Source organism: Leucobacter tenebrionis (assembly GCF_019884725.1).
GTDB classification, from domain to species: Bacteria; Actinomycetota; Actinomycetes; order Actinomycetales; family Microbacteriaceae; genus Leucobacter; species Leucobacter tenebrionis.
The window spans coordinates 674,599-699,295 of the sequence record NZ_CP082322.1; the positions used below are offsets into that span (position 1 = coordinate 674,599).

The window sequence follows — 24,697 nt, forward strand, 5'->3', positions numbered from 1 at the left end:
CCCGGAGCAGCGCTCCGGTCGCCGCCCTACTGCGCCGTGTAGCCGCCGTCGACGAGGTGGTAGCTGCCGGTGATGAACGACGCGGCGTCGCTCGCGAGGAAGCCGACCAGGTTGGCGACCTCCTCGGCCTTGCCGAGCCGGCCGACGGGGTGCAGTGCGACGAGCGCCGCCTTCTGTTCCGCATCCATCTGAGCGAGCAGCGGAGTATCGATGTACCCCGGGCCCACCGAATTGATGCGCACCCCCTGCTCGGCGTACGCCAGGGCGGCCGCCTTCGTGAAGCCGACGACACCGTGCTTCGTCGCGACGTAGGCAGGCGAGTACGGCGTGCCGACGCTGCCGAGGATCGAGGCGAGATTCACGATCGAACCGCCGCCGTTCTCGAGCATCGGCTTCACCTGGGCGCGCGTGTTGCGGAAGACCGCGGAGAGGTTGATGTCGAGCACCCGGTCCCAGCCGTCGTCGGGATAGTCGCCCGTGGGGGCGGCAGGGCCGCCGATACCCGCGTTGTTCACACCGATCTTCAGGGGCGCGAGCGCCTCGGCCGCCGCCACGGTGGCCTCGATCACGTCCGTCGCCCCGGCATCGCCCGCAACCGCGACCGCGGTGCCGCCGGACGCCTCGATCTCCGAGACGACGGCGTTCGCGGCGTCCTCGTTCAGGTCCTGCACGACGACCTTCGCGCCGTTCGCGGCCAGCAGCAGGGCAACGGCCTTGCCGATGCCCGATCCCGCGCCTGTCACGATCGCCGAGCGGTCCGCAACGTCGTATGTAGCCATCCTGATCCCTCTTCCTGTCGTACCCGTCGGAGTCGCCGCCCCTGTCGGGCCGGACGACGCCCTCAGGCTACGCCCCGAGATTGGCATCGCACCCAGGCCCGAGTGGGAGAATGGAGAGATGACCGAGAGCGTGCAGACCACCCACGAGGTGGAGATCGACAACAGCAACCGCAGCACCACACCGCGGAGCGACACATTCCTCGACTACATCTCATCGCACTGGGCCGATCGCCCCGAGGTCATCCCCTCCCCCTGGCCCGTCGCCCCCTTCGCCGCGCAGCGCCGGGAGGCCCTGGCCCGGCAGTTCGCGGGCGAGCGCCTGGTGATCCACGCCGGGGCGATGAAGCAGCGCTCGAACGACACATTCTACCAGTTCCGCGCCCACAGCGCCTTCGCGCACCTCACGGGCTGGGGCGCCGAGAGCGAGCCGGGTTCGATCCTCGTGCTCGACCCGACGGCCGACGGCCACGAGGCCACGCTCTACTTCCGTGAGCGGGCCGGGCGCGACAGCGACGAGTTCTTCGCCAATCCCGAGATCGGCGAGTTCTGGATCGGCGCGCGCCCCTCTCTGGCCCAGGTGGCCGGAGCGCTGGGGATCCGCACCGCCCCGATCGCCGATTTCGTCTCGAGCGAGGGCGACCGCGTCATCGGCCGCGGTGCGGTCGGCGGTGAAGACGCGGGATCCGCGTCCGCCGAGGACGCCGAGCTCTCCCGTGCCGCCTCCGAGCTGCGCCTCGTCAAGGACGAGTTCGAGCTGGCGGAGATGCAGGCGGCGGTGGATTCGACCGCGAAGGGCTTCGCGGAGGTGCTCGCCGCGCTGCCTCAGGCGAGCGCGCATCCTCGCGGAGAGCGGATCGTGGAGGGCGTCTTCAACCAGCGCGCCCGCCTCGACGGCAACACGGTCGGCTACGAGACCATCGCGGCCTCGGGCCCCCACGCGTGCACCCTGCACTGGATCCGCAACGACGGCCCCGTGCGGGCGGGCGACCTGCTGCTGCTCGATGCCGGCGTCGAGCTCGACAGCCTCTACACGGCCGACATCACCCGCACCGTCCCGGTATCGGGCGTGTTCTCCGAGGTGCAGCGCCGCGTCTACGACGCCGTGCTCGAGGCCGCCGACGCCGCGCGCGCCATCGTGCGCCCCGGCATCCGCTTCGGCGACGTGCACGACGCCGCGATGGCGGTGATCGAGCACCGCACCCGCGAGTGGGGCCTGCTGCCCGAGGACGACGGCACCGCCTACCACCGCCGCTACATGGTGCACGGCACGAGCCACCATCTCGGACTCGACGTGCACGACTGCGCGCAGGCCCGTCGCGAGATGTACCTCGACGGCGTACTCGCTCCGGGCATGGTGTTCACCATCGAGCCCGGCCTGTACTTCCAGCCCGACGACCTGACGGTTCCCGAGGAGTTCCGTGGCATCGGCGTGCGCATCGAGGACGACATCGTGGTCACGGCCGATGGCTGCGTGAACCTGTCGGCGGGGATCCCGCGCACCGCCGACGACGTCGAGGCCTGGATCCGCGCGGCGCAGGCGTAGGCGAGGGATCCGTCTCCCCTCGCGGTCGCCCAGCTCCTCGGGGTACCATCGGGTTTCGATGTCACACGTTTCCGCCCGCCACGGGGTCTCCCGCTGGTCCCGCTTCCTCGGGGCCGGCGCCGCGGCGACCGTCGTGGTGCTGCTCGGTTCGGCGGCCCTGGCGCCCTACTCGATCTCGATGGCGTTCGCCGCCGACGGCAGCGGCGCGTTCGGGCAGCGGCAGCAGCGGCTCGACGCGGCCGACGCCTCGGTCGCCGTGCTCGACACGAGCGTCGAGGCGGCCGACACCTCGGCGGCGGGGTCCGGCAAGTCGGCCGGCGCCGGGGGCGCGCGCTCCGCGGCCCTCTACACCCTCGAACAGTTCATGTTCACCGGGGCGGTCAACTGGGGCGGCTACAAGTTCACGTTCTACAGCGAGCAGGTGCTGCCGGGCCCCGGGCTCGCGATCCCCGGTCGCCACGTGAACGACGACGGGTACGTGAGCGATGCCGACGGCTACATCGTGCTCGCAGGCTCCCACCCCAAGGGCACGGTCTTCGACACCCCGTTCGGCTATCAGGGCAAGATCTACGACCGCGGAACGTTCGGCAACCATCTCGACGTGTACATCCGCTGATCCGCTCGCCGAGCAGGCCTCCGGCCGCCGAGACCGCCTCAGAACCGCACGGCGAGAGGTCGAGTCGACGGCGAGGGACAGGATCGACGGCGACAGGCAGGATCGACGGCGAGGGGCACGATCGACGGCGAAGGGCAGGATCGACGGCGACGCCCGCCGCGCTACGCCTCGGTACCGTCGATATAGATCCAACGCCCTGCCGCATTCCGCGCGAATCTGCTGCGCTCGCGCAGCTCGAAGCGCCCATCCGGCCCTCGGCCCACCGCGGTGAACGCGACCTGGCCGGTCTGGTCGTCGAGGCCGCCCGCAGACGTGTCGCGGATCAGCAGCCGCCGCCACTCGAGCTCGGCGTCGAGGTCGAGCTCACCCGGTCGGCTGGCGGGATCCCAGGTCTCGAGCAGGTACTCCGCGTTCCCGAGAGCGAACGCGCTGTAACGGGAGCGCATGAGCCGCTCGGCCGTCGGCGCGGGGGCGCCCGCATGGAGCGGCCCGCAGCACTCCCCGTAGGGCACGCCGCTTCCGCAGGGGCAGGGATCCTCGTCCGTCATGCCCTTCAGCCTACGGCTCTCACGGCCCCGAACGGTTCAGCGCAGCACGCCGAGCTCGCGCGCCGCGGCGACGGCGGCGGTGCGGGTCGACACGCCGAGCTTGTCGTAGACGTGCACGAGGTGGGATTTCACGGTCGCGTCGCTGATGTGGAGCGCGGCGGCGATCCCGCTGTTCGTCTCCCCGGCCGCGACCAGCCCGAGCACCTCGATCTCTCGTGCGCTGAGACTGACCGCCGGGGCGCGCAGTCTCGCGAGCAGCCGCCCCGCGATCGCGGGTGCGAGCGCGCTCTCGCCGGCCGCCGCCGCGCGCACCGCCGCTACGAGCTCGTCGGGCGGCGCGTCCTTCAGTAGGTAGCCGCTCGCGCCCGCCTCGACAGCGCTCAGGATGTCGCCATCCGTGTCGTAGTTGGTGAGCACGAGCACCGCGGGCGGATCGGCCTGCGCCCGGATGCGGCGCGTGGCGTCGGCTCCCGTTCCTGCCGCCGCCCCGAACTGCAGATCCATGAGCACCACGTCGGGGCTGAGGCTCGCGGCAAGCGCCACGGCGGATTCGGGATCCGCGGCCTCCCCCGCGATCTCCAGGTCGGCCTCGCCCTCGAGCAGCGCGCGCACGCCGGCGCGCACGACGGGGTGGTCGTCGGCCAGCAGGATCCTGATCATCGCCTTTCCTCCCCACCGCGGTCGTCGGTCGAAGAACCGGGAACCGCGACGGCCACCCGCAGCGTCGTGCCCCTTCCGGGCGCCGAGTCGATCTCGAGAGCGCCCCCGAGCTGTTCCGCGCGCTCGGCGATCGCGCGCAGCCCGAAGGAGTCGCGGCCGGCGCCGTGAGCAGCGGCACGCTCGGGATCGAAGCCGACACCGTCGTCGCGCACCGTCAGCACGATCTCTCCGCCGGCATCCGCGAGCGAGAGGTCGACCCGATCGGCCCCGGAGTGCCTCACGGCGTTCGACATGGCGCCCTGCGCGATCCGCAGCAGCGCGCTCTGCACATCCATCGGCAGCGCCAGGTCGGTCTCCTTCGCGGTCACCTCGATGCGCAGGCCGCTGCGCCGCTCCTGCTCCCTGGCGAGCCGGCGCAGAGCCGCGGCGAGTCCGTCGTCGAGGCCGGCAGGGGTCAGCTCCCTGATGAACCTCCGCGTCTCGGCGAGGCTCTCGGCGGCGGTCTCCCTCGCGAGGCGCACGTGCCGCAGCGCGGCGCCGTGCGGCGCATCGCGCTCGGCGGCGTGCAGCAGCATCTGGATGCTCGACAGGCCCTGCGCGACGGTGTCGTGGATCTCCCGCGCCAACCGCGCCCGTTCGGCGAGCGCACCCTGCTCGCGCTCGGTCTCGGCCAGGCGCTCCCGGGTAGCCAGCAGTTCCTCGACCAGTTGCTCGCGCTCCCGCGCCTCGGTCGCGAGCGCGCGGTAGCCGAGGCCGATGAGGATCGCGACTCCCGCTCCGACCAGCGGCCCGAGCACGCCGCCGACGCTGAAGCCGTGGTGGATCCCCAGCGCACCGATGGCGATCGCGGTGCCGGCGACGACCGCGGTGACGCCCGCGGCCCCGGGCAGCACGTGCAGGTACAGGAAGAACATCGGGAACACGAGGTAGGCGCCGTCGGGCGCGATCCAGACCAGCGCCGCCCAGAGCAGCGTGAGCGCCAGGATCCAGATCGGCGCGGCCCATCGCGCCGCGACACGACCGCGAGCGCCGAGCGGGCCCGGCTTCCCCGGACCACCGCTGCGCGACGCCGTCGCGGCACCGACCAGGTAGAGCCCGACGAAGAGCACCGCGAGCGCGAGCACCCACGGCCATCGGGGCTCGTGGAGTACGACGGCGCGCACCACTGCGAACGCCGCGAGCGCGATGAGCAGGGCGTGCAACCCGAAACGCAGCCCGGCGAACACGGGGGTGAGCGTGGTGCGGTGGGACATCGCCTCTCAGGCTAGGCCACCGGGGCGTCGCCTCGCATCAACCGAAAGTTCGATCGGCGGGGTCCGGAGGGTGCAGCGGGGAACCGCCCCGGCGGGCGATGCTGTCGGACCGCGTCGAGCGGAGGCTGGATACCGGGCCGCGATCCTCGTTCGGGCGGCCCGGAGAGGAAGAACGTGTTCGTCGCCTGGAGAGACCTGCGGTTCGCCCGCGGCAGATTCATGCTCATCGGGGCCGTCGTGGCCCTCATCACCCTGCTCGTCGGTTTCCTGTCCGGCCTCACGGGAGGGCTGGCCGCGCAGAACGTGTCGGGAGTACTCGCGCTGCCGGGAGACCGTCTCGTGCTGCAGGACGCATCGGGCGAGGGCGCGAGCTTCGCGACCTCGGCGCTCTCCGAAGAGGCGGTCGACGCATGGCGGAGCGCACCGGGAGTGGAGGCTGCGCTCCCGGTCGGCATCGTCCAGTCGCGGGCGGAGACCTCGGGCTCCTCTTCCCCGACAGGGGTGGCGCTGTTCGGCGTGCCTCGGTCGAAGGGCGGGGAAGAGGGATCGGGGACGGATCAGAACGCGATCGCCGCGCTGGCCCCCGCCCACGATCACGAGGTCGGGCTCTCCGCCGGCGCGGCGCGGGAGCTCGACGCCGCGGTCGGCGGCTCGGTCACCATCACGGGCGAGGAGTACCGCGTCTCGACCGTCGGCGGCGATGCGTGGTACAGCCACACCCCGGTCGTGGTGATGGCGCCCGACGCCTGGGCCGAAGCAGACGAACGCGTCGGCGGCAGCGGCGAACCGACCGTGCTGGCCGTCTCGGGCGACCCCGACTGGGATGCCGTCGCCGAGCGCACCGGCACGAGCGCCGAGAGCCCCCTCGCGAGCCTCGCCGCGCTCGAGACCTTCCGCTCCGAGATCGGTTCGCTCGGCCTCATGATCGCGATGCTGTTCGGGATCTCGGCGCTCGTGGTCGGCGCCTTCTTCACGGTCTGGACCATGCAGCGCTCGACCGACGTCGCGGTGCTGCGGGCCCTCGGCGCGACGACCGGATCGCTCGTGCTCGATGCGCTCGGCCAGGCGCTCACGGTGCTCGCCGCCGGGATCGGCGTCGGGCTCGCCGCGGTGGTCGGGCTCGGCGCGCTCGTCGGATCCGCCCTCCCCTTCCTCCTGAGCCCGCTCACCACCCTCGCCCCGGCCGCCGTGATGGCCGTGCTCGGGCTCGCCGGAGCCGCGTTCGCGCTCCGCTCCGTCACCTCGTCCGACCCCCTCACCGCCCTCGGGAGCCACCGATGATCCAGCTGCACGACGTCACCCTCACCTTCCCCGACGGCGACGGACGCGTCACCGCACTCGACCGCGTCTCGCTGACGGCGCCCGCCGGCCGCGTCACCGGCATCACGGGCCCCTCCGGTTCGGGCAAATCGAGCCTGCTCGCCGTCGCCGCCGCGCTGATCCGCCCCGACTCCGGGCGAGTGATGATCGGCGACGTCGACGCGGCACGGCTGACCGCGGGCGAGGCTGCGGCACTGCGCCGCGAGCGCATCGGCATCGTCTTCCAGCAGTCGAACCTGATCCCCTCGCTCACCGCGCGCGAGCAGTTGCTCGTGATGGCGGAGCTCGGCGGGCGGGGCGGGTTCGGCGCGGCGGGATCGCGGCGCCGCTCCGCGGTCCGCGACCGAGCCGACGGACTGCTCGCCGCCGTCGGCCTCGAGGCGCAGCGGGATCGGCGACCGCATCAGCTCTCCGGCGGACAGCGGCAGCGCGTCGCGATCGCCCGGGCCCTCGTGCACGCTCCCGAGACCCTGCTCGTGGATGAGCCGACGAGCGCGCTCGACCGGGAACGCGGCTCCGAGATCATGGATCTCATCGGTCGGCTCACGCGGGAGCGCGGCACGGCGACGCTGCTCGTCACGCACGATCTGGTGCACGAGCGATGCCTCGACGAGCTGATCACGGTCGTCGACGGGCGGATCGAGGGGCGGATCCACACTCCGTCAGCGGCCTGAACGCGCGGCGCATCCGACCGCCCCCGACGCGCCGCGCGCGACGGCGCCGACGTCGGGATAGGATGGAGGCATCGCGTGCGCCGTGGGCGCCGCCCCAGCATCACGACATTCGCGAGGAGACACCGTGAAGATCCGCACCCGCATCGCCGCCGCCGTGACCGCAGCTCTTGCCTCGGTCTTCGTCGCGGCCCCCGCCTTCGCCCACGACGGCCACGAGCACGAGTCGATGTTCTCGAGCGCGGGCCAGCCCGTCGACGTCGTCGCGGTGTCGATCGTCGGCGTGGTGCTGCTCGCCGTGGTGCTCATCGGTTCGACCCTCGTGGGAAACCTGTTCGAGAAGAAGAAGTAAGCGTCTTCGCACGGCAGAAGGCGGTGGGATCCCTCGGGACCCCACCGCCTTCTGCCGTTTCCGGGCGGCTACTCCGCGACCACCCGGATGAGCGAGACCTCCGGGTCGACCGACCCGCGCACGTAACCCGTCGGCGAGGCCGCGACCGCGCGCAGGAAGTCCACCGTCTCGACCGTGATCTCCTCCCCCGGGAGCATGTTCGGGATGCCGGGCGGGTACGCCGCGAGCGTGTCGGCTGAGATGCGACCGATCGCCTGCTCGGCGGGCACCACCTCGCTCGCTCCGAAGTACGCGTCGCGCGGCAGGATGCGCAGCACGCCCGGCTCGGGCAGCTCGGGGAACTCGTGCATCGGTTCGGAGCCCAGCCGCTCGGCCTCCCGCGCGACCTCGTCGAGGGCCGCCATGAAGCGGTCGACGTCGACCTCGCGAGTCGCACCGATGACCGCGACGATGCTCGTCGCGGTCGACATCTCGAGATAGACGCCGTGGCGCTCCTTGAGCGCGGAGCGCACCCAGTGACCGCTGCGGCCCAGCCGCGACACGTCGATGGGCACCCGCAACGGGTCGGTCGAGGTGATGTCCGGAAAGGCGCCGAAACCGTCGCCGATGTCGGAGAACCGCGGATCCCGATCCAGCCGATCCCGGATCTCACGCGCCGCGCGCACCGCCCGCCCGATGCGCTCCTCCCCCGTCGCCATCGCGTGACGGGCGGTATCGAGCGACCCCATGAGCACGGCGCTCATGGAGGTCGAGGAGGTCATGCTGTAGGCGCGTGCCACGAGCGGTTCGAGGCGCTCAGCGAATGGGCCGTGTCCCAGGTGCAGCATCGCCGACTGGGTCAGGGAGCCGGCGAGCTTGTGGGTGCTCGAGACGACCAGATCGGCGCCGAGCCTGGCCGGCGACTCCGGCAGATCGGGGTGGAAGCCGAAGTGCGCGCCCCACGCGTTGTCGACGATGATCGCGGCGTCGTGGCGGTGCGCCACCTCGACGAGGCCCGCCACATCGGCCACCGAGCCGAAGTAGCTGGGCGAGACGACGTAGACGCTCGACACCGCGCGACCCGCCCGCTCCTCGCGGACGAGCGCCGCCTCGAGCGCCTCGGGCGTGAGCCCGTGCGCGATACCGTGCCGGGTGTCGACCGAGGGCGCGACGAAGGCGGGTGCAAGACCCGCGAGCAGCACCCCGTCGGTGAGGCTCGAGTGCATGGCGCGCTGGATCAGGATCCGTTCGCCGAGCCCCCGCACCGCGATCGCGGCCGTGCGGTTCGCCTGCGAGGCGCCGTTCGTGAGGAACCAGGTGCGGCGCGCGCCCCACGCATCCGCCGCCAGGCGCTGGGACTGCACCAGGGGACTGTTCTCTCCGGCGTCGATACCTTCGAGCAGGAGCGGCACGTCGCGCTGCGCGACGCGGGCGCCGAACAGCTCGGCGATGTGCTCGCCCCCCGCCCCGGGAGCGTTACCGTGACCGGGCACCATGAGCGACAGCGGATCGGAGTCGCCGAACCGGGCGATCGCGTCGGCGTAGGGGGTGCCGGTCTGATCCTCGGCGTAGCGCGGCGCAGCCGCCGACCTCGACCGCTGCTGCGGCGCGGGATCCGCGGCCGATCCGGCGTCGCCGATCGACGGTGCGATGGTCGCGGGTCCGGCCGCCCCGTCGTATGCGGAGGTGCCGTGTGTCGTGGTGTCCTGATGCAACATACGGTAAGCATCCCGCGCGCGAGGCGCCGCGCGGAACCCCGCAAACCCCTCCCGGGAACCATATACTGTTTTGAGCGAACGGGGGTGATCCGCCCGATTCGCTCCAGAGGAAACAGGGGTACTCATGATCGATCTGCGTCAGCTCCAGGCCCTCAGCGCGGTCTCAGCCGAGGGTTCCGTGGCGCGCGCGGCCATCAGGCTCGGCTGGAGCCAGCCCACGGTCGATTACCACCTCAGAAACCTCGACCGTCTCGTGGGCACCGATCTCACGGAGCGCAGCACCCGGGGCAGCAAGCTCACCACCGCGGGCACGCTCATGCTCGAGCGCGGCGAGGAGATCCTCGGCCTCGCCGATCGCGCTCTCGCGGACGTGCGCGATCTGGCCCAGCTGGGCCGCACGCGGCTGCGCTTCGGAACTTTTCCCACGGCGGCGGCGCGGCTGCTGCCCGGCATCGTCAGCCGCGTCTCGGAGATCGGGATCGAGCTCGACGCCATCCTCGAGGAGGTCTCCCCGCTCGTCGCGCGGGTGAACCAGCACACCCTCGACGCCGCACTCGTCTACGCGGCCAGCGACTACCGGCTCCCGTTCCGCTCCGAGGTGCACACCACGCACCTGTTCACCGACCCGATGCTCATCGCGCTCCCCGAGGCACACTCCGCGGCGGCGACTCAGCGATTCGATCGGGCCGCGCTGCTCGCGCTGGCATCGGAGAGCTGGGTGGTCGGGTCGACGCCCGGAGACACGCTGGACGAGCTCGTGCGCGAGGTGTTCGAGGCCGAGGGGTACAAGCTCGACGTGGCGATCCGCACCGACGACTACTCCGTGGTGCTGGGACTGATCGCCGCGGGTATGGCCGTCGGCCTGGTGCCGAGCCTCGTCGCGGCGAACCCGCCCGACGGGGTGGTGCTGCGCCCCATCGAAGATCCACGTTTCGCGCGCGAGCTGCTGCTGGCCGCGCCCGCGGGGCCGGGCGGGCCGTCGACCGCGGTGCGGCAGCTCGCCGAGGCGGTGCGCCGCTCGATCACCGCGCTCGAGTGAGAGCTCACCGCGGGTTTCCGGGCTCGTCTCGTCCCCTGAGCGCGCCGAGGCGGCGCAACCGGCTCAGGGGGCGAAACGCTCAGTGCCCGGCGGGGGCGCCCTCCTGGTCGGCCGGCTTCTTCACGAAGTAGGCCAGCACGAGCGGCACGAGCGAGATGCAGGCGGCGACGAAGAAGGCGGCGTGGGTGCCCGGCTCCCCCGCTTCGGAGGTCGTCAGGCCGCGCGCCTCGCCCGAGTGCAGGAACGTCGAGTAGATCGAGATCAGCACCGCCGTGCCGGCCGCGCCGCCGACCTGCTGCAGCGTGTTCAGCACGGCCGAGCCGTGCGAGTACAGCGAACGGTCGAGGGACCCCAGCGACGCCGAGAACAGCGGCGTGAACGAGCTCGCGAGGCCGAGCGACATCGCGATCTGCACCGCGACGAGCAGCCAGACCGGCGTATGCGCGCCCACCGTGGAATACATGAACATCGCGGCTGAAATGAGGGTCGTGCCCGGCACGAGCAGCGTCTTGGGCCCGCGCGCGTCGTAGATCCGCCCCATCACCGGCCCAAGCAGGCCCATGAGGATCGAACCGGGCAGCAGCACGAGGCCGGCTGCCGTGGGCTCGAGACCCGCGACGTTCTGCAGGTAGAGCGGCAGCAGCGAGAACGTGCCGAACATCGACAGCGCGATCACGGCCATGATGATGACGGAGATCAGGTAGTTGCGCGATGCGAAGACACGCAGGTCGAGCAGCGCATCGTCCTTCTTCTGCAGCGCCAGCTGGCGCCACACGAAGACGGCGAGGAACACGACGCCCACCAGGATGATCACCCACGGGGGCACTCCCCCGCCGCCCGTGCCGCCGTGCCCGCCGAGCTGGCTGAGCCCGAAGACGATCCCGCCGAAGGCGACGACCGACAGCAGGATCGACGGCACGTCGATCGGAGCGTGCGTCGTCTCGCCGAGGTTGGTCATCCACTTCGCGCCGAGCAGCAGCGCGACGACCGCGATGGGCAGGATGATGCCGAAGAGCCAGCGCCATCCGAGGTGGTCGAGCACCACGCCCGACAGCGTAGGTCCGAGGGCGGGAGCCAGGCTGATCACCAGACCGACTCGACCCATCATGCGGCCCCGCGAGTGGGGCGGCACGACGTTCATCATGGTCGTCATGAGCAGCGGCATCATGATGCCCGTACCCGCGGCCTGCACGATGCGGCCGACGAGCAGCATCGTGAACCCGGGCGCCACGAGGCAGATGGCGGTGCCCGCCACGAACGAGATGATCGCGGCGAGGAAGATCTGCCTGGTGGTGAAGCGCTGCAGCAGGAAGCCGGTGGTCGGGATCACGACCGCCATGGTCAGCATGAAGGCGCTCGTGAGCCACTGCCCGAGCTCGGGCGGGATCCCGAGCGACGCGTTCAGCGCGGGGATGGCGATCGCCATGGTCGTCTCGTTGAGGATCGCGACGAAGGCCGCGACGAGCAGCAGCCAGATCACCCGCATGCCTGCGGGATCGATGCCGTCGTCGTTCGCGGGAGGCACTCGCACGGAAGCGGTGTCTGAGGTCACGGAAGAAACTCCTTGCAGCAGAGAGCGGGCCTCGACCGAGGTCGCGCGGAGAACCCTTCGGAGGCAGACCTAGGAGCTTACTCCCGCTTCAGGGCTCGCGCAAGCGGGTCCCCCGTCATCCTGCGTTCAGTCGCCGAATGGGTCGCGCACGCGGGACAGAAACTCCCGCGTCTCCTCCCGCTCGGGGCGGTCGAAGATCTGCTCGGGCGGCCCCGACTCGATGATCACGCCGTCCTTCAGATACACCACGCGATCCGCCACCCGCCTCGCGAACGACATCTCGTGCGTCGCCATCACGATCGTCGACCCCGCGGTCTTGAGGTCGCCGACGAGATCGAGCACCTCACCCACCAGCTGCGGGTCGAGCGCGCTCGTGATCTCGTCGAGCAGCAGCAGCTCGGGATCGGTCGCGATGGCACGGACGATGGCGACGCGCTGCTGCTGCCCGCCCGAGAGCCGGTCGGGGTACTCCTTCGCCTTGTCGGCGAGGCCGATCCGGGTGAGCAGACCGAGGCCGATGCGCTCGGCCTCCGCGCGCGATGTGCCGAATACCTTGCGCGCGGCGAGCGTGACGTTGTCGATGACGTTCATGTGCGGGAAGAGGTTGTAGTGCTGGAAGACGACGCCGATCCGCGCCCGCACCCGATCGGCGTCGGCGCGGGGATCGGTGATGTCCTCCGTGGCGCCGTCGGCCCCGGTGAGCAGAATGCGCCCGTCGTCGACCTGCTCGAGCAGGTTGATCGTCTTCAGCAGCGTCGACTTCCCCGATCCGGAGGCGCCGATGAGCACGACCACCTCGTGCCGCGCGACGGTGAGATCGATGCCCCGCAGCACGGGGTGATCGCCGAACCGCTTGTGCACCCCGCGCACCTCGAGCACGGGGGCCGTCGGAGCGGCTGCGGCATCCCCCGCCCGCGTCGCCGACTCGTTCATACGGTGCCTCCCACCTGCTCGCGCTTCTGAGCCCGCGCCGTGACCCAGTCGGTGAGCCGGATGAACGGCCACGACAGCAGCACGAACAGCAGGCCCGCCAGTACATACGGCGTGAAATTGTAGGCCGAGGCTACTTCGATCTGCGCCCCGCGGATCGCGTCGACCGCACCGAGCACCGAGATCAGGCCGACGTCCTTCTGCATCGAGACGAAGTCGTTCATGAGCGCGGGTGTGACCTTGCGCACGGCCTGCGGCATCACCACGAGGCGCAGCGTACGCCCGTGACTGAGGCCAAGGGAGCGGGCGGCGAGCCGCTGCGAGGGGTGCACGGCGTCGATGCCGGCGCGCAGCACCTCCGCGACGTAAGCCGAGTAGCAGAGGATCAGCGCGATCGTGCCCCAGAACGGGGCCGGCATCTTGGCCGTGAGTTCGAGACCCGGGATGCCGAAGCCCACCAGGTACAGCACCAGCAGCACCGGGATGCCGCGGAAGATGTCGGTGTAACCCGCGGCGATCAGACGGATCGGCGTGAACACCGCCCCCTTCAGCGTGCGCGCGATCGCGAGCAGGGTGCCGAGGATCGCCACTCCGATCGCCGAGACGAAGAGCACCTGGATGTTGAGCCAGAGCCCCTTGATGACCCGCGGGAAGGCGTCGATGGCGACCTGCGGGTCGAAGAATGTCTCGCGCACGCGATCCCAACCGGGGCTGCTCACGAGCACGAGCGTGAGCACCGCCGCGAAGACGAGCGTGCTCACGATGCTGATGAGGATCGAGCGCCGCTTGCGCGCGCGACGGTACGCGCGCCGCTCGAGTTCGATGGACGAGGGCTCGAACGGCGCGGCGGCCGGGTTCGTCGTGGTCACGGGTGCGGGCGTTGCGTTACTTCAGAACGGGAGCGCCCTGATCGGCGATCCACTCGGTGACGAGAGCGTCGAGCGTGCCGTCCTCGCGCAGCGCATCGACCGCCGCGGAGACGTCGGCGGTGAGCGAGGAGCCCTTGGGCAGCAGGAAGGCGAACTCGTCGCCGCCCTCGGAGGAATCGAGCTGACCGACGATCACGCCGTCGTCGAGCTGCGCGTCGCGTACGTAGAATGCGCCGGGCAGGTCGGTCACGAGCGCGTCGATCGTGCCGTTCTGCAGCGCGGCGACGGCGTCGTCGACGTTGTTGAATACCTGGAGATCGCTCGTCGGCGCGATCACGTCCTCGGCGACGGTGAGCGAGGTCGTGCCGGAGGCGACGCCGATGGCGGCGTCCTTGAGGTCGGCGATGCTCTTCGCCTCGGCGGCCTTCGTGCCGCCCGCGGCCACGACGGCCTGCGTCGTCTCGTAGTAGGGCGTGGAGAAGTCGACGGCCTTCTTGCGGTCCTCGGTCGCCGAGAACTGCTGGATGTTCAGGTCGAAGTCCTTGGGGCCGGGTGCGATGGCCGAGTCGAAGCTGGTGCGCACCCACTCCACGTCGCCCTCGGCATAGCCCATCTCCTCGGCGACCGCATAGGCCACTGCGGCTTCGAAGCCCTCGCCGCTCTCAGGGTCGTCGTTCATCACCCACGGGGCGTACGCAGGCTCGCCGGTGGCGATCGTGAGCTTGCCCTCGGTCACCGGGCCCACGCCCTCCGCGTTCTCATCCGAGGATCCGCCCGCCGTGCAGGCGGTGAGTGCGAGCAGTGCCGCGGCGCCGGCTGCGGCGGCCGCGACGAGACGGGAGGTGCGGGACATGGGGGCTCCTTCGGGATGGTGGGGAGGCGCGGCGGCGAGGCCTGACGGATCGCGCGGACCGCAGTACAGTCTATGAGATTCTGCGCACCTCGCCCGCACTGCCCGTCACCGGGCGTCACGCGAGTAGCGCGCCGAGAGGCGGATATCGCAGGCCTGAGCGCAACTCGGCATGCGAGATCCGTATCTCGACGGGGCGGGCCGTCACGCCCGGAAGCGCTCCTCGCCCTCGATGATCGTGCGGCGGGCTCGGCCGGCGCCCTCCTCGACGAGCTCCGCGAGGGCCGCGTCGGGGTGGCGCGACGCCGTCTCGAAGAAGGCCAGGTCGGCCATCGCGCCGACGCCGAGCTGCCCGATGCGGCGCTTGCCCACGTGCAGCCCGAGGGCTGCGGCGCCGCCCAGCGTCGCGGCGGTGAAGAGCCGCTGGTGCAGGTCGTCCTCTCGGTACCCCTGTGATCGCGCGACCCGGTACAGCGCGGCGACGTCGGCGAGCAGGTCGAGCGACGGCGACGACGAGAGGGAGTCCGTGCCGACCGCGATGAGGTTCCCCTCGCGCAGGTACGCGGCGACGGGCGGCATGTCGAGGCCGATGACCTCGTTCGAGCGCGGGCACAAGGCCACGCTCGTGCCGCGGGCGCGCAGCAGCGCGCGATCCTCGGCGCTCACATACACGCCGTGGGCGATGTGGCAGTCGGGCCCGAGCACGCCGAGGTGATCCACGAACTGCGTCGAAGAGACCCCGATGCCGTGCGAGCGCAGCGCGCGGAAGCTGTCGGCCGCCAGCTCCGGCCACTCGCCGTGGCCGCCCGGCCCCGCCCCGACGTAGCCGTCGATCCCGTCGAACTCGCGCTCCATGTGCGCCTCGGCGAGGTGGATGTGCAGCCGCAGCCCCTCCTCGCGCACGATGTCGGGCAGCTCGAGCAGGGGCTGCACCTCGAGCGAGTAGGGGGCGTGCGGCGACACGCCGGCACCGGGCGGGGTCGGGATCGCGCGGATCTGCTGGCGCACCTCCTCGCGCGCGGCGGCGTCCCAGTCGGCATTGCTCTTGCCGTACACCTCCCAGTAGGCGATGCCGTGCATGCCCGCGTCGTGGAGCGCGCTGAGCGCCTCGCGGTCGGTGACCACGTCGGCGGCGGCGGTGACTCCGGCGGCAAGACTGCGCCTGGCACCGTCGGCTGCGGCCGCGGCCCAGTCGTGCCCGACCCGCTCGTAGACCGCGTCGAACGCGTCGCCCCAGTGATCGAACCCGGTGTAGTTGCGCTCGGCGACCTCGGACATGCCGGTGTACTGCAGGTGAGTGTGGGCGTTCACGAGACCCGGGGCGATCACCCCGTCCCAGCGCTCCTCCCGGTGCGCCGCGCCGCGGGCGGCGAGCGCGTCGAGCACCCAGCGGCGGTCGCCGACGTGCAGGATCCGTCCGCTCTGCACCGCCACCGCACCGTCCTCGATGCGCGGACTGACGACGGGGAAGACGAGGGGCGCGCTGTAGACGACGATTTCGGGTGCTGTGGTCACCCGAAGATTCTAGGGGGTGCGGCGGGCGGGGTTCGTCGGGTCGTCAGCCTGCGTGCGCGGAGCGGGTCAACCGTCAACCTGCGTGCGCGGAATGCTTGAGAGAAACGCGGCACGGTAGCGGTGCACCGCCCAGGGCTGCGCGGCACCGCCCGGACGGCTGCGGAGCGGGGCGGGATCGGCGGATCCGCCCCGAGCCTCCAGTGCGGCGCGCGCCACGCGATCCTCGTCCTCCGCGGAGAGCGTGTGCACCCCGGGCGCGAGATCGCCCCCCATGAGGCGCATGAGCGCCGCAAGCTGGGTCGCGAACGAGAGGTCCATCACCTCGATCGGGTTGCCCTCGGCCGCGGTGTAATTGACGCCGCCGCCTTCGGCGAGCACGACCGGGCCCCGATCGCCGCCCGGTGGGACCCACTCGGCCAGACCGTCGCCGACCTCGCGCGGGCACCACCCGTCGGCGAGCAGATCGTCAAGGGCGAGTTCGTCGTCGATCCCGCCTGCCACCGCGACCGCGGTGCCGGGGCGCAGCAGCGCGAAACCGTCCGCGTCGAGCGTGTGCCACACGCCCGTCGCGCTCACCACGACGTCGGCGGCGGGTAGCGCCTCCTCGGCGCGGCGGGCCTCGAAGCCGTCGTGCAGCGCGGAGAGCGCGCGCACCGGATCCCGCTCCACGACCGTGACCCGGGCGCCGAGCGCGGCCGCGAAACGGGCGGTGCCGACGCCGACGGGGCCGTAGCCGATCACCGCCCAGCGGGTGCCCGCGACCCCCCGGTAACCGTCGTGCCGCCGATCGCCGCCGGCACTGTCAGCGCCGTCGAGCAGATCGGCGATCGCCAGCACGCACGACTGGCCGGTGCCGACGAGGTTGTCGAAGTCGGTCTTGGTGCGCGCGTCGTTCACCGCGATCACCGGCACGCGCAGGGATCCCTCGGCCGCCATCTCGTGCAGCGGCCGCACGCCGCTCGTGGTCTCCTCGGCCGCCGCCCGCAGGTGCTCGAGCGCGGACGGGCGCTCGGTGTGGGCGAGGCGGATCAGGTGCGAACCATCGTCGATGAGGTACTCCGGCGCCCAGTCGAGGATCGCCGCCGCATGTTCGGCGTCGAGGCGCGCGGCGGCGTCGCGGCTGACCGCGCCGGTCGGGGCGAACACCGCGACCCGCCCGTCTGCGGCGAGCGCCGCGGCGACCTCGGGGTCGGTCTCCGAGACCGCGCTGAACAGCGCGACCTCGCATCCGGCGTCGGCGAGCGCGAGGGTGAGCGCCGCCGTCTTGGGTTCGAGCACGAGGCTCACGGCGATCCGCGGCGGACGGCGTGCCGATCCCAAGACCGACTCCGTTCCCGGCTCCGCTCCCGAGCGCGACCCCCGTGCCTCCGGCTCCCGTGCCGCCGAGTCAGCGAGCTGCTCGGCGAGGCGCGCCGTCGCGCGCATGCCGCGTCTCGCCCACGCGATCCGCGCCGCCGCGTCCGGGCTGCGGTCCGATGCGACTCCCCCGTCGAGACCGACCACCACCGGGGCGAGCGCGCCGGCGTCAACACGCCCGGTGTCAACGCGCCCGGGATCGGGCGAGCCTTTCGCATGCCCCGCCGATCCTGCGCTCACAGGGCCGTCGACGAACACGAACTCCGCGGGCACTCCCGCATCCGGCTCGAGCCGCACCCCCATGCGTCCGAGCGCGGTCAGCAGGGCCTCTCTCTCCGCGTCGTCCGAGACCTCCACCCGCGCGACGCCGCCCGAGAGCAGCCGATTGCCCGAGCGGGCCGCGGTGCGGATCGCGCGCTCCACGCGAAGCCCCACTGATGATTCGCGCCCGTCGTCGAGATCGGTCATGCTGCTCCCTGCGTCTTCCCGGTCCGCTGATTCTGCCGACTCCCTCGAGGATAGTGCGCCGGCCCGGCCCACTGCGGGCCGCCTCCGGTGTCAACCCCTCGCAGCGGCCCCGAGCCGCAACTATGCTGGCCGCATGGCGAGGTACGGGGATGAGCAGCAGGCGGCGGCCGACGGGATCCGCATCGAGCACGAGCCCGAGCGGCACCGCTATGCGGTCTATCAGAGCGCGCAGGAGCCGCAGAATGCGGAGGGCGCGTCGGATCGCCTCGTGGGCGAGGCCCACTACTCCCTGCTCGGCGACGACGTCATCGATTTCGACCACACGGTCGTGCTGCCCGAGCTGCGCGGCACCGGGCTCGCGTCGCTGCTCGCGCACCGCGCGCTCACGGGCGAGGCCGTCGGCGAACGACGGGTGCACGCCTCGTGCTGGTTCATCGCGCGCTACCTCACCCGGCATCCGGAACTGCGCAGGCCCTGATCGCGCGGACGGTGCTCCCGTACCCTGCGGTAGCGATCACTCCCCCTCGGTCTTGCGCTTCTTGCGCAGGCGACCGGGTTTGCTCTGAGTCTGCTGCTGCACGAGCGCCGTGAGGTCCTTCTCGATGAGCTGCTGGATGCGGCCCTCGCGCGCGGCCTGATACTCCTCGCTGGCACCGCCGCTGTAGTAGGGGTGCGTGGCCCGCTCCTTGAGCGAGTCGCCGATCTCGTGCCACGCCATCGAGCGCGCCCGCTCGGCGGTGTCGCTCAGGTACTCGATGTCGTTCGCCCGGGTCTGCAGTTCCTCGGCGACCTTCTCGTAGACCTCCTGGCGGTGCCGCAGCGTACGGTTGTCGTCGTTGCCGTAGTCGGATTCGCTCCAGGAGCTGTGACCCGTGTCTCGGATCTCGCTGCGCATACGGGCGATGTGCAGCGCGTCGCGCTCGCGCTCCTTCGCGAGATCCTCGGTGGCCTGACGCACCATCTCGCGGATCTGCGCCTCGTCGTAGTCGGCGTGCCGCTTCAGCGCGTTCATGATGATCTCGTTCTTGACACTCATCCGCACCGCGACATCGGCGACGAGCAGCCCCTGCTCGACGATCTCCTCGACGGGGGCGAGCACGCGTCGAGGCAGCCTGCGAGCAGGGCGCGCACTGCCGCGCTTGCGTTTCTTCGACCAGCCGAACACCGCGCTCCTTCCGAGAGCCCACTCGGGCCTCTCCCATTATCGCGCAAAACTGGCGCTCGGCCGGGTTCCGTCGCAAACTCGCCGTCGCTCCTCGGCAGGAAGAGGCGGTGCCGGGTGTGCAAAAATAGATGAGGCCCCTGCGACCCGGGGCGCGGACGAGGGAGCTGTACCCGCACACTGACGACGGCCGGAAGGAAGCTGCGTCATGTCACTCGCATGGGCACTGCTCATTCTGAGCGGAATGCTCGAGGCCGTCTGGGCGACCGCCCTCGACGCCTCGAAGGGATTCAAGCGGCTCTGGCCGAGCGTGATCTTCATCGTCGCCCTCGGCACGAGCATGGTGGGACTGTCGATCGCGATGCGGACCATCCCGGTCGGCACCGCCTACGCCGTGTGGGTCGGGATCGGGGCCGTGCTCACCGCCGCGTGGGCCATGCTCACGCGCAAGGACCGTGCGACCGTGCTGCGTGTCGCGCTGCTCATCGGCCTCATCGGCTGCGTGGTCGGCCTGAAGGCGGTGAGCTGAGATGGCGGTATCACGAAGCTCGAACGAACCCGCGAAGGTGGCCACGGGCGCGCACTGGCTCGCGCTGCTCGCGAGCGCCGGCCTCGAGGCGGTGTGGGCCATCGCGCTCGACGAGTCGCGCGGCTTCTCAGTACTGATGCCCACGATCGTCTTCTTCATCGCCAGCCCGCTGAGCATGGTCGGCCTCGGTTACGCGATGCGCGGGATCCCGATCAGCGTCGCCTACGCGATCTGGACCGGGCTCGGCGCCGCACTCACCGTCGGCGTCTCGTTCGTGATGGGCACCGATGAGCCGTCCCCGCTCAAGGTGCTCTTCCTCGCCGGCATCGTCGGCTGCGTGATCGGCCTGAAGTTCGCGAAGGATCCGGACCCGCGCCCCGAGCCCTCGAACGACTCCTCGATGGACGCTATGCGGCGGTGACCGACACCCACATCGACGAGGCTGCGGCGGGGCCCAGGCTGATGGGCGTGTCCGCACCGCCGACACGCACCGTGACGGTCTCGGAGTAGGGCTCCCCCGGCAGCACCTCGAGTTCGGCGTCGACGACGAGACTGCGGCTCGCGAAGTATTGCAGCATCTCGTTGTCGGCGTCGGAGATGCGCTCGATACGCGCGCGGCAGGGGGCGGGCGCTGCCGAGAGGATCACGGCATCGGGGCGGTGCACGCGTCCGTCCGCGCTCGGGATCGGATCGCCGTGCGGGTCCCTGGTCGGATATCCGAGCACCCGGTCGACGCGGTCGATCAGCCCGTCGGAGACCGCGTGCTCGAGGCGGTCGGCCTCCTCGTGCACCTCGTCCCACTCGTAGCCGAGCATCTGCACCAGGAAGGTCTCGAGCAGGCGGTGACGGCGGATCATCGAGATCGCGTGCTGCCGCCCGAGGTCGGTGAGGGTGACGCTGCCGTAGCGGGCATGGCCGATGAGCTCCTGGTCGGCGAGCTTGCGCAGCGCGTCCGACACGGTCGAGAGGCGCACGCCCGCGGCCTCCGCGATGGCGGAGTTCGAGACCGGCGCGTCCGACCACTCCTGCAGACCCCAGATCACCTTGAGGTAGTTCTGCATACCGGGAGAGATATCGTCGACGCTCACCCCGCCAGGGTACCGGTCTCCGGGCATCCCTGGCACTCCACGACGCGCGGGCGCACACTGGAGGCATGGATATCAGGATCAAACGCGTGTACGAACCCGCCGAACCCGGAGACGGCTACCGGGTGCTGGTGGATCGGCTGTGGCCCCGCGGCGTATCGAAGGAGGAGGCGCGGCTCGACCTCTGGGAGAAGAGCGCGGCGCCCAGCGCGGAACTGCGACGCGACTGGCACGCGGATCCGCGAGGCCACGATCCCGAGCGCTTCGCCGCGTTCGCCGCTCACTACCGGGCCGAACTCGCAGAACCGCCGGCCTCCGACGCGGTCGATCGGCTGGCGCGGTTCGCGCGCGAGCACGACCCGCTCACCCTGCTCTACGGCGCCAAGGACGAGCACACGAACCACGCGGTCGTGCTGCGCGACGCCCTGCTGGAGCGGCTCGGCGCGTCGGGGTCTCCCCGCACCTGACCGGCCCGACCCAGCGAATGCAGACCTGCCGCACCGAAGTAGACCGGAAACGCGGTGCGAGAGGTCTGCATCCGTGCATGAGGTCTACACCGGCGACTCCGCCAGAGGCTCACACCGCGAGCAGGATCCTCCGCAGCCGCTCGATCGCCGCTGCGAACTCGTCGTCGTCCGGTCCGCCCATGCCCAGCACCACACCGGACGCGCGATCGGGGCTCCGGTGCTGCCAGTAGGCCCCCAGCTCCGCGATGCCGAGGCCGACCGGGAAGGCCGTCGTCTCACGAGCCGCAGCCTCGACCACTCGTGCCTCGCGCCGACGCGCGCCCTCCCCCGCGAACTCGAGCACCGCGTGCAGGCCTCCGCTCATGGGACGCACCCGCACATCGCGCGACCCCGCGAAGCGCTCCGAGATCAGATCGCGGCGAGCGGCATGACGGCGGCGCACGCGGGCGATGTTGCGGCGCAGCTCGCCCGTGGCGAGGTAGTCGGCGAGCGCGATCTGCACGACCGCCGAGACCGGGGACCCCAGGTCGTGCCGCACCGGTTCGAGCAGTGAGCGCAGGTTCCGGGGCGCGAGCAGGAAGCCCGCCGCGAGCGCCGGCGTCACCGTGCTCGAGAAGGTGCCGAGCGTGACGACGGATCCCGCCCGGGGATCGTCGAGCGCCGCGAGAGCGGGCAGCGGGCCGCCCACGTGCCGCAGCTCTGAGTCGTAGTCGTCCTCCACCACGACCACGCCCGTGCGCGAGGCCCAGTCGAGCAGTTCGCGCCGGCGCGGCAGCGGCAGGGAACCGCCGACCGGGTACTGGTGGCTCGGCGTCACGATGACGAGGTCGAGCAGGCCCTCCGGCAGGCCGTCGGTGCGCAGGCCCTCCGCGTCGACGGGCAGCGACACGATGCGGGCGCCGTGCCGGGCCGCGACCCCGCGCAGCGAGGGGTACCCGGGATCTTCGACCCCCACCACGAGTCCGTGCCCGCGCGTGGTGCCGAGCGCGGTGAGCAGCAGCCCGAGCCCCTCGCGCGCGCCGGCGGTCACGATCACATCGTCCGCCGGGCGCGCCGTGCCGCGCACGAGCCTGAGGTGCTCGGCGATCTCGCGCCGGAGTGCCGGGTCCCCGAGAGCGGGCGGTCGGCGATCAGCGCGGGCGACGGCGGCCCGCCAAGCCGCGCGCCAGGCGGGGCGCTCGGTGGCATCGGTGAGCGGGGTGCCGGGGGCGAGCGGCGGCCTCGGAGCGGGATCGTCGCCGTCGAGCATGGGTGCGAGGGTGCCGGTCGTACCGGTGAGCCCGACGCGACCCGCGGCACCCGCGGATCCTGGCGCGCCCACGGCGCCCGGAACGCGGACAGCGCCCGATCCAGCCCGGTCCGCGTGACCGGAAGCCGGGACCGCCGCCGTTCCCAGATCGGGGTTCACGAGGGTGCCGCGGCCATGCTCGGCGCGCAGGTACCCCTCGGCGATGAGCTGCTCGTAGGCGGCGACGATCACGCCCCGGGCGACGCCGAGGCGCGACGCGAGCGCACGGCTCGCGGGAACGCCCTCGCCCGGCCGTAGACGCCCGGCGTCGATGGACTCGCGCAGCGCGGCGGCGAGCTGGGCGGGGAGCGGAAGCGCTGCGGCTCGATCGAGCTCCACCACGAGCTCGGCCGGGCCCCGGCGGCGTGCGGGATCGGTCACGTCTCCAGTCTGCCAGCGATCTGCCGGTCTCCGAGCACCCGGGCCTCCCTGATGGCTCGGCCGAGAGACACGACCAAGTGGTCCACTGAAGAACATTGAAAATGGATCTTGTGTAGAACCACACCTCCCGGCCAGGCTGAAGCGCATGTCGATCAATACCGCATCCGAACCCACCGCCTCCGCACCCCGCACGGGATCCCCGCTCGTCAAGCGCGGACTCGCCGAGATGCTCAAAGGAGGCGTCATCATGGACGTCGTCACTCCCGAGCAGGCCCGCATCGCCGAGGACGCCGGCGCCGTCGCCGTCATGGCGCTCGAGCGCGTGCCTGCCGATATCCGCGCACAAGGCGGGGTCGCCCGTATGAGCGATCCCGACCTCATCGACGGCATCAAGGCCGCCGTCTCGATCCCGGTCATGGCGAAGGCGCGCATCGGCCACTTCGTCGAGGCCCAGGTGCTCGAGGCGCTCGAGGTCGACTACATCGACGAGAGCGAGGTGCTCTCCCCCGCCGACTACGTCAACCACATCGACAAGCAGGGCTTCACCGTGCCCTTCGTCTGCGGCGCGACCAACCTGGGCGAGGCCCTGCGCCGCATCGCGGAAGGCGCCTCGATGATCCGCTCGAAGGGCGAGGCCGGCACCGGCGATGTCTCGGAGGCGACCAGGCACATCCGCACTATCAGGGGCGAGATCGCCCGCCTCGGCGCGCTCGGCACCAACGAGCTCTACGTCGCCGCAAAGGAACTGCAGGCGCCCTACGAGCTCGTGCGCGAGGTCGCCGAGACCGGCGCGCTGCCCGTGGTGCTCTTCACCGCGGGCGGTGTCGCGACCCCGGCCGACGCGGCCATGATGATGCAGCTCGGCGCCGATGGCGTGTTCGTCGGCTCGGGCATCTTCAAGTCGGGCGAGCCGGCGAAGCGCGCGGCCGCGATCGTCGCCGCCACCGCGCAGTACGACGATCCGCGCGCCGTGGCCGACGCCTCGCGCGGGCTCGGCGAGGCGATGGTCGGCATCAACGTCGCCGATCTGCCCGCTCCGCACCGCCTCGCCGAGCGCGGCTGGTGAGCAGGTCCCTCCGCTCCCGACCGACCGTCGGCGTGCTCGCGCTGCAGGGCGGCGTCGCCGAGCACACTCGCACCGTCGAGGCGCTCGGGGCTCGCGCCGTCGCGGTGCGGAGAGCCGAGCATCTCGCGGGACCCGACGGACCGCGGATCGACGCCCTGATCCTGCCGGGAGGCGAGTCGGGAGCGATCGATCGCCTCGCGCGCCGGTTCGGACTCTTCGAACCGCTGCGCGACGCGGTGCACGGCACGATCCCCGTGCTCGGCACCTGTGCGGGACTCATCCTCCTCGCTGCGCGCGTCGAGGATCCAGCCCCCGGGCAGCGCTCTCTCGGAGGCCTCGACATCACCGTGCGACGCAACGCGATCGGGCCGCAACTCGCCTCCGCGGAGCAAGAGTTCGACGTCATGGCGGCGGGCTTCACCGGCCCCGTGCGCGGGGCGCTCATCCGAGCTCCCGAGGTGGTCGGACTCGGCCCGGGTGCCCGCGCGATCGCCCGTCGCGACGGCAGGCTGCTCGGCGCGACATCGGTAGAGCCCGGCGCGGTGGTGCCTGACGCAGTCGAACCCTTGGAACCGGATCCCGATCCCGCGGCCCTGCGAAAGCTCGGCCGCGTCACCGGCGTGTCGTTCCACCCGGAGCTCAGCAATGATCCGTCCCTCCACCGCGCACTGCTCGCGCTGGTGTAGCTGCACAGCGAGAGC

The 24,697-nt window shown here is 71.7% G+C and carries 26 protein-coding genes; 12 read left to right on the forward strand and 14 right to left on the reverse strand.

Annotation, left to right across the window (positions count from 1 at the left end; translation table 11 throughout):
* Nucleotides 1–26 precede the first annotated feature (26 nt).
* Entirely contained in the window at nt 27–779 is a 753-nt protein-coding gene (locus KVY00_RS03175; RefSeq protein ID WP_223044302.1) for an SDR family NAD(P)-dependent oxidoreductase, read from the reverse strand.
* Nucleotides 780–897: 118 nt separating this feature from the next.
* On the opposite strand from KVY00_RS03175, the gene KVY00_RS03180 reads away from it, so the two are divergent.
* Nucleotides 898–2,322 (forward strand): aminopeptidase P family protein, encoded by a 1,425-nt coding sequence (locus tag KVY00_RS03180; protein WP_223044303.1) that lies wholly within the window; start codon nt 898–900, stop codon nt 2,320–2,322.
* Nucleotides 2,323–2,380: 58 nt separating this feature from the next.
* The gene (locus KVY00_RS03185; protein WP_223044304.1) at nt 2,381–2,938 is read left to right on the forward strand and encodes a hypothetical protein; all 558 of its coding nucleotides are present in this window, start codon (nt 2,381–2,383) and stop codon (nt 2,936–2,938) included.
* A gap of 161 nt (nt 2,939–3,099) precedes the next feature.
* Here KVY00_RS03185 and KVY00_RS03190 read toward each other — a convergent pair whose 3' ends face one another.
* The 3 genes from KVY00_RS03190 to KVY00_RS03200 are packed head-to-tail and all read right to left on the reverse strand — an operon-like array spanning nt 3,100 to nt 5,399.
* Nucleotides 3,100–3,486: a YchJ family protein gene (locus tag KVY00_RS03190; RefSeq protein ID WP_223044305.1), complete on the reverse strand. Its 387-nt coding sequence runs from the start codon at nt 3,484–3,486 to the stop codon at nt 3,100–3,102.
* A gap of 36 nt (nt 3,487–3,522) precedes the next feature.
* The gene (locus KVY00_RS03195) at nt 3,523–4,146 is read right to left on the reverse strand and encodes a response regulator (protein ID WP_223044306.1); all 624 of its coding nucleotides are present in this window, start codon (nt 4,144–4,146) and stop codon (nt 3,523–3,525) included.
* On the reverse strand, nt 4,143–5,399 hold the full coding sequence (locus KVY00_RS03200; RefSeq protein ID WP_223044307.1) for a sensor histidine kinase: 1,257 nt from the start codon (nt 5,397–5,399) through the stop codon (nt 4,143–4,145). The genes KVY00_RS03195 and KVY00_RS03200 overlap by 4 nt, the downstream gene beginning before the upstream one ends.
* Before the next feature lie 174 nt (nt 5,400–5,573).
* Here KVY00_RS03200 and KVY00_RS03205 point away from each other — a divergent pair, with 174 nt between their 5' ends.
* The 3 genes from KVY00_RS03205 (at nt 5,574) to KVY00_RS03215 (ending at nt 7,742) form a co-directional block, all read left to right on the forward strand.
* Complete coding sequence (locus KVY00_RS03205) at nt 5,574–6,680, forward strand: ABC transporter permease (protein WP_223044308.1); 1,107 nt, start codon at nt 5,574–5,576, stop codon at nt 6,678–6,680.
* Complete coding sequence (locus tag KVY00_RS03210; protein WP_223044309.1) at nt 6,677–7,393, forward strand: ABC transporter ATP-binding protein; 717 nt, start codon at nt 6,677–6,679, stop codon at nt 7,391–7,393. The genes KVY00_RS03205 and KVY00_RS03210 overlap by 4 nt, the downstream gene beginning before the upstream one ends.
* A 124-nt stretch (nt 7,394–7,517) precedes the next feature.
* Nucleotides 7,518–7,742 carry a hypothetical protein gene (locus tag KVY00_RS03215; RefSeq protein WP_223044310.1) on the forward strand — a complete coding sequence of 75 codons (225 nt, stop codon included), beginning with the start codon at nt 7,518–7,520 and terminating at the stop codon, nt 7,740–7,742.
* A 68-nt stretch (nt 7,743–7,810) separates the two neighbouring features.
* Here KVY00_RS03215 and KVY00_RS03220 read toward each other — a convergent pair whose 3' ends face one another.
* A complete protein-coding gene (locus KVY00_RS03220) occupies nt 7,811–9,439 on the reverse strand; it encodes an aminotransferase class I/II-fold pyridoxal phosphate-dependent enzyme (protein WP_223044311.1) in 1,629 nt (542 codons plus the stop codon).
* A gap of 124 nt (nt 9,440–9,563) precedes the next feature.
* On the opposite strand from KVY00_RS03220, the gene KVY00_RS03225 reads away from it, so the two are divergent.
* A complete protein-coding gene (locus tag KVY00_RS03225) occupies nt 9,564–10,478 on the forward strand; it encodes a LysR family transcriptional regulator (protein WP_223044312.1) in 915 nt (304 codons plus the stop codon).
* A gap of 79 nt (nt 10,479–10,557) precedes the next feature.
* On the opposite strand, the gene KVY00_RS03230 is transcribed toward KVY00_RS03225, so the two are convergent.
* The 6 genes from KVY00_RS03230 to KVY00_RS03255 all read right to left on the reverse strand — a co-directional run bounded on the left by KVY00_RS03230 (nt 10,558) and on the right by KVY00_RS03255 (nt 18,018).
* On the reverse strand, nt 10,558–12,030 hold the full coding sequence (locus KVY00_RS03230; RefSeq protein ID WP_223044313.1) for a DHA2 family efflux MFS transporter permease subunit: 1,473 nt from the start codon (nt 12,028–12,030) through the stop codon (nt 10,558–10,560).
* 126 nt (nt 12,031–12,156) lie between these two features.
* Nucleotides 12,157–12,963 carry an amino acid ABC transporter ATP-binding protein gene (locus KVY00_RS03235; protein ID WP_223044314.1) on the reverse strand — a complete coding sequence of 269 codons (807 nt, stop codon included), beginning with the start codon at nt 12,961–12,963 and terminating at the stop codon, nt 12,157–12,159.
* The gene (locus KVY00_RS03240) at nt 12,960–13,829 is read right to left on the reverse strand and encodes an amino acid ABC transporter permease (RefSeq protein WP_223044315.1); all 870 of its coding nucleotides are present in this window, start codon (nt 13,827–13,829) and stop codon (nt 12,960–12,962) included. The genes KVY00_RS03235 and KVY00_RS03240 overlap by 4 nt, the downstream gene beginning before the upstream one ends.
* A gap of 16 nt (nt 13,830–13,845) precedes the next feature.
* Complete coding sequence (locus tag KVY00_RS03245; RefSeq protein ID WP_223044316.1) at nt 13,846–14,682, reverse strand: ABC transporter substrate-binding protein; 837 nt, start codon at nt 14,680–14,682, stop codon at nt 13,846–13,848.
* A 201-nt stretch (nt 14,683–14,883) separates the two neighbouring features.
* A complete protein-coding gene (locus KVY00_RS03250) occupies nt 14,884–16,194 on the reverse strand; it encodes an amidohydrolase family protein (protein ID WP_223044317.1) in 1,311 nt (436 codons plus the stop codon).
* Nucleotides 16,195–16,260: 66 nt separating this feature from the next.
* The gene (locus tag KVY00_RS03255) at nt 16,261–18,018 is read right to left on the reverse strand and encodes an adenosylhomocysteinase (protein ID WP_255572733.1); all 1,758 of its coding nucleotides are present in this window, start codon (nt 18,016–18,018) and stop codon (nt 16,261–16,263) included.
* Between the two features lie 133 nt (nt 18,019–18,151).
* Here KVY00_RS03255 and KVY00_RS03260 point away from each other — a divergent pair, with 133 nt between their 5' ends.
* The gene (locus tag KVY00_RS03260; RefSeq protein WP_223044318.1) at nt 18,152–18,496 is read left to right on the forward strand and encodes a GNAT family N-acetyltransferase; all 345 of its coding nucleotides are present in this window, start codon (nt 18,152–18,154) and stop codon (nt 18,494–18,496) included.
* Nucleotides 18,497–18,532: 36 nt separating this feature from the next.
* On the opposite strand, the gene KVY00_RS03265 is transcribed toward KVY00_RS03260, so the two are convergent.
* Complete coding sequence (locus tag KVY00_RS03265) at nt 18,533–19,183, reverse strand: asparagine synthase (RefSeq protein WP_223044319.1); 651 nt, start codon at nt 19,181–19,183, stop codon at nt 18,533–18,535.
* 205 nt (nt 19,184–19,388) lie between these two features.
* Between KVY00_RS03265 and KVY00_RS03270 the strand changes: the two genes are divergently transcribed.
* Complete coding sequence (locus tag KVY00_RS03270; protein WP_223044320.1) at nt 19,389–19,709, forward strand: DMT family transporter; 321 nt, start codon at nt 19,389–19,391, stop codon at nt 19,707–19,709.
* A gap of 1 nt (nt 19,710) precedes the next feature.
* Nucleotides 19,711–20,130: a DMT family transporter gene (locus KVY00_RS03275; RefSeq protein WP_223044321.1), complete on the forward strand. Its 420-nt coding sequence runs from the start codon at nt 19,711–19,713 to the stop codon at nt 20,128–20,130.
* Here the strand turns inward: KVY00_RS03275 and KVY00_RS03280 are convergent.
* Nucleotides 20,117–20,797: a metal-dependent transcriptional regulator gene (locus KVY00_RS03280; protein WP_305069214.1), complete on the reverse strand. Its 681-nt coding sequence runs from the start codon at nt 20,795–20,797 to the stop codon at nt 20,117–20,119. The genes KVY00_RS03275 and KVY00_RS03280 overlap by 14 nt on opposite strands.
* A 65-nt stretch (nt 20,798–20,862) precedes the next feature.
* Here KVY00_RS03280 and KVY00_RS03285 point away from each other — a divergent pair, with 65 nt between their 5' ends.
* Entirely contained in the window at nt 20,863–21,261 is a 399-nt protein-coding gene (locus KVY00_RS03285) for a DUF488 domain-containing protein (protein ID WP_223044323.1), read from the forward strand.
* Between the two features lie 109 nt (nt 21,262–21,370).
* Here KVY00_RS03285 and pdxR read toward each other — a convergent pair whose 3' ends face one another.
* A complete protein-coding gene (pdxR, locus tag KVY00_RS03290; protein ID WP_255572734.1) occupies nt 21,371–22,930 on the reverse strand; it encodes a MocR-like pyridoxine biosynthesis transcription factor PdxR in 1,560 nt (519 codons plus the stop codon).
* 145 nt (nt 22,931–23,075) lie between these two features.
* Between pdxR and pdxS the strand changes: the two genes are divergently transcribed.
* Entirely contained in the window at nt 23,076–23,996 is a 921-nt protein-coding gene (gene pdxS, locus KVY00_RS03295) for a pyridoxal 5'-phosphate synthase lyase subunit PdxS (RefSeq protein ID WP_223044325.1), read from the forward strand.
* The gene (pdxT, locus tag KVY00_RS03300; RefSeq protein WP_255572735.1) at nt 23,993–24,682 is read left to right on the forward strand and encodes a pyridoxal 5'-phosphate synthase glutaminase subunit PdxT; all 690 of its coding nucleotides are present in this window, start codon (nt 23,993–23,995) and stop codon (nt 24,680–24,682) included. Before pdxS ends, pdxT begins: the two co-directional genes overlap by 4 nt.
* The last annotated feature ends 15 nt before the right edge of the window (nt 24,683–24,697 follow it).

Excerpts from the sequence above, each read along its gene's own strand:
- KVY00_RS03225 (WP_223044312.1), top strand. The coding sequence starts at position 9,564 with ATGATCGATCTGCGTCAGCTCCAGGCCCTCAGCGCGGTCTCAGCCGAG.
- KVY00_RS03270 (WP_223044320.1), top strand. The coding sequence starts at position 19,389 with ATGTCACTCGCATGGGCACTGCTCATTCTGAGCGGAATGCTCGAGGCC.
- KVY00_RS03200 (WP_223044307.1), bottom strand. The coding sequence starts at position 5,399 with ATGTCCCACCGCACCACGCTCACCCCCGTGTTCGCCGGGCTGCGTTTC.
- KVY00_RS03195 (WP_223044306.1), bottom strand. The coding sequence starts at position 4,146 with ATGATCAGGATCCTGCTGGCCGACGACCACCCCGTCGTGCGCGCCGGC.
- KVY00_RS03235 (WP_223044314.1), bottom strand. The coding sequence starts at position 12,963 with ATGAACGAGTCGGCGACGCGGGCGGGGGATGCCGCAGCCGCTCCGACG.
- KVY00_RS03220 (WP_223044311.1), bottom strand. The coding sequence starts at position 9,439 with ATGTTGCATCAGGACACCACGACACACGGCACCTCCGCATACGACGGG.
- KVY00_RS03260 (WP_223044318.1), top strand. The coding sequence starts at position 18,152 with ATGGCGAGGTACGGGGATGAGCAGCAGGCGGCGGCCGACGGGATCCGC.
- KVY00_RS03285 (WP_223044323.1), top strand. The coding sequence starts at position 20,863 with ATGGATATCAGGATCAAACGCGTGTACGAACCCGCCGAACCCGGAGAC.
- KVY00_RS03185 (WP_223044304.1), top strand. The coding sequence starts at position 2,381 with ATGTCACACGTTTCCGCCCGCCACGGGGTCTCCCGCTGGTCCCGCTTC.
- KVY00_RS03245 (WP_223044316.1), bottom strand. The coding sequence starts at position 14,682 with ATGTCCCGCACCTCCCGTCTCGTCGCGGCCGCCGCAGCCGGCGCCGCG.
- KVY00_RS03210 (WP_223044309.1), top strand. The coding sequence starts at position 6,677 with ATGATCCAGCTGCACGACGTCACCCTCACCTTCCCCGACGGCGACGGA.
- KVY00_RS03275 (WP_223044321.1), top strand. The coding sequence starts at position 19,711 with ATGGCGGTATCACGAAGCTCGAACGAACCCGCGAAGGTGGCCACGGGC.
- KVY00_RS03175 (WP_223044302.1), bottom strand. The coding sequence starts at position 779 with ATGGCTACATACGACGTTGCGGACCGCTCGGCGATCGTGACAGGCGCG.
- KVY00_RS03190 (WP_223044305.1), bottom strand. The coding sequence starts at position 3,486 with ATGACGGACGAGGATCCCTGCCCCTGCGGAAGCGGCGTGCCCTACGGG.
- pdxS (WP_223044325.1), top strand. The coding sequence starts at position 23,076 with ATGTCGATCAATACCGCATCCGAACCCACCGCCTCCGCACCCCGCACG.
- KVY00_RS03180 (WP_223044303.1), top strand. The coding sequence starts at position 898 with ATGACCGAGAGCGTGCAGACCACCCACGAGGTGGAGATCGACAACAGC.
- KVY00_RS03255 (WP_255572733.1), bottom strand. The coding sequence starts at position 18,018 with ATGACCGATCTCGACGACGGGCGCGAATCATCAGTGGGGCTTCGCGTG.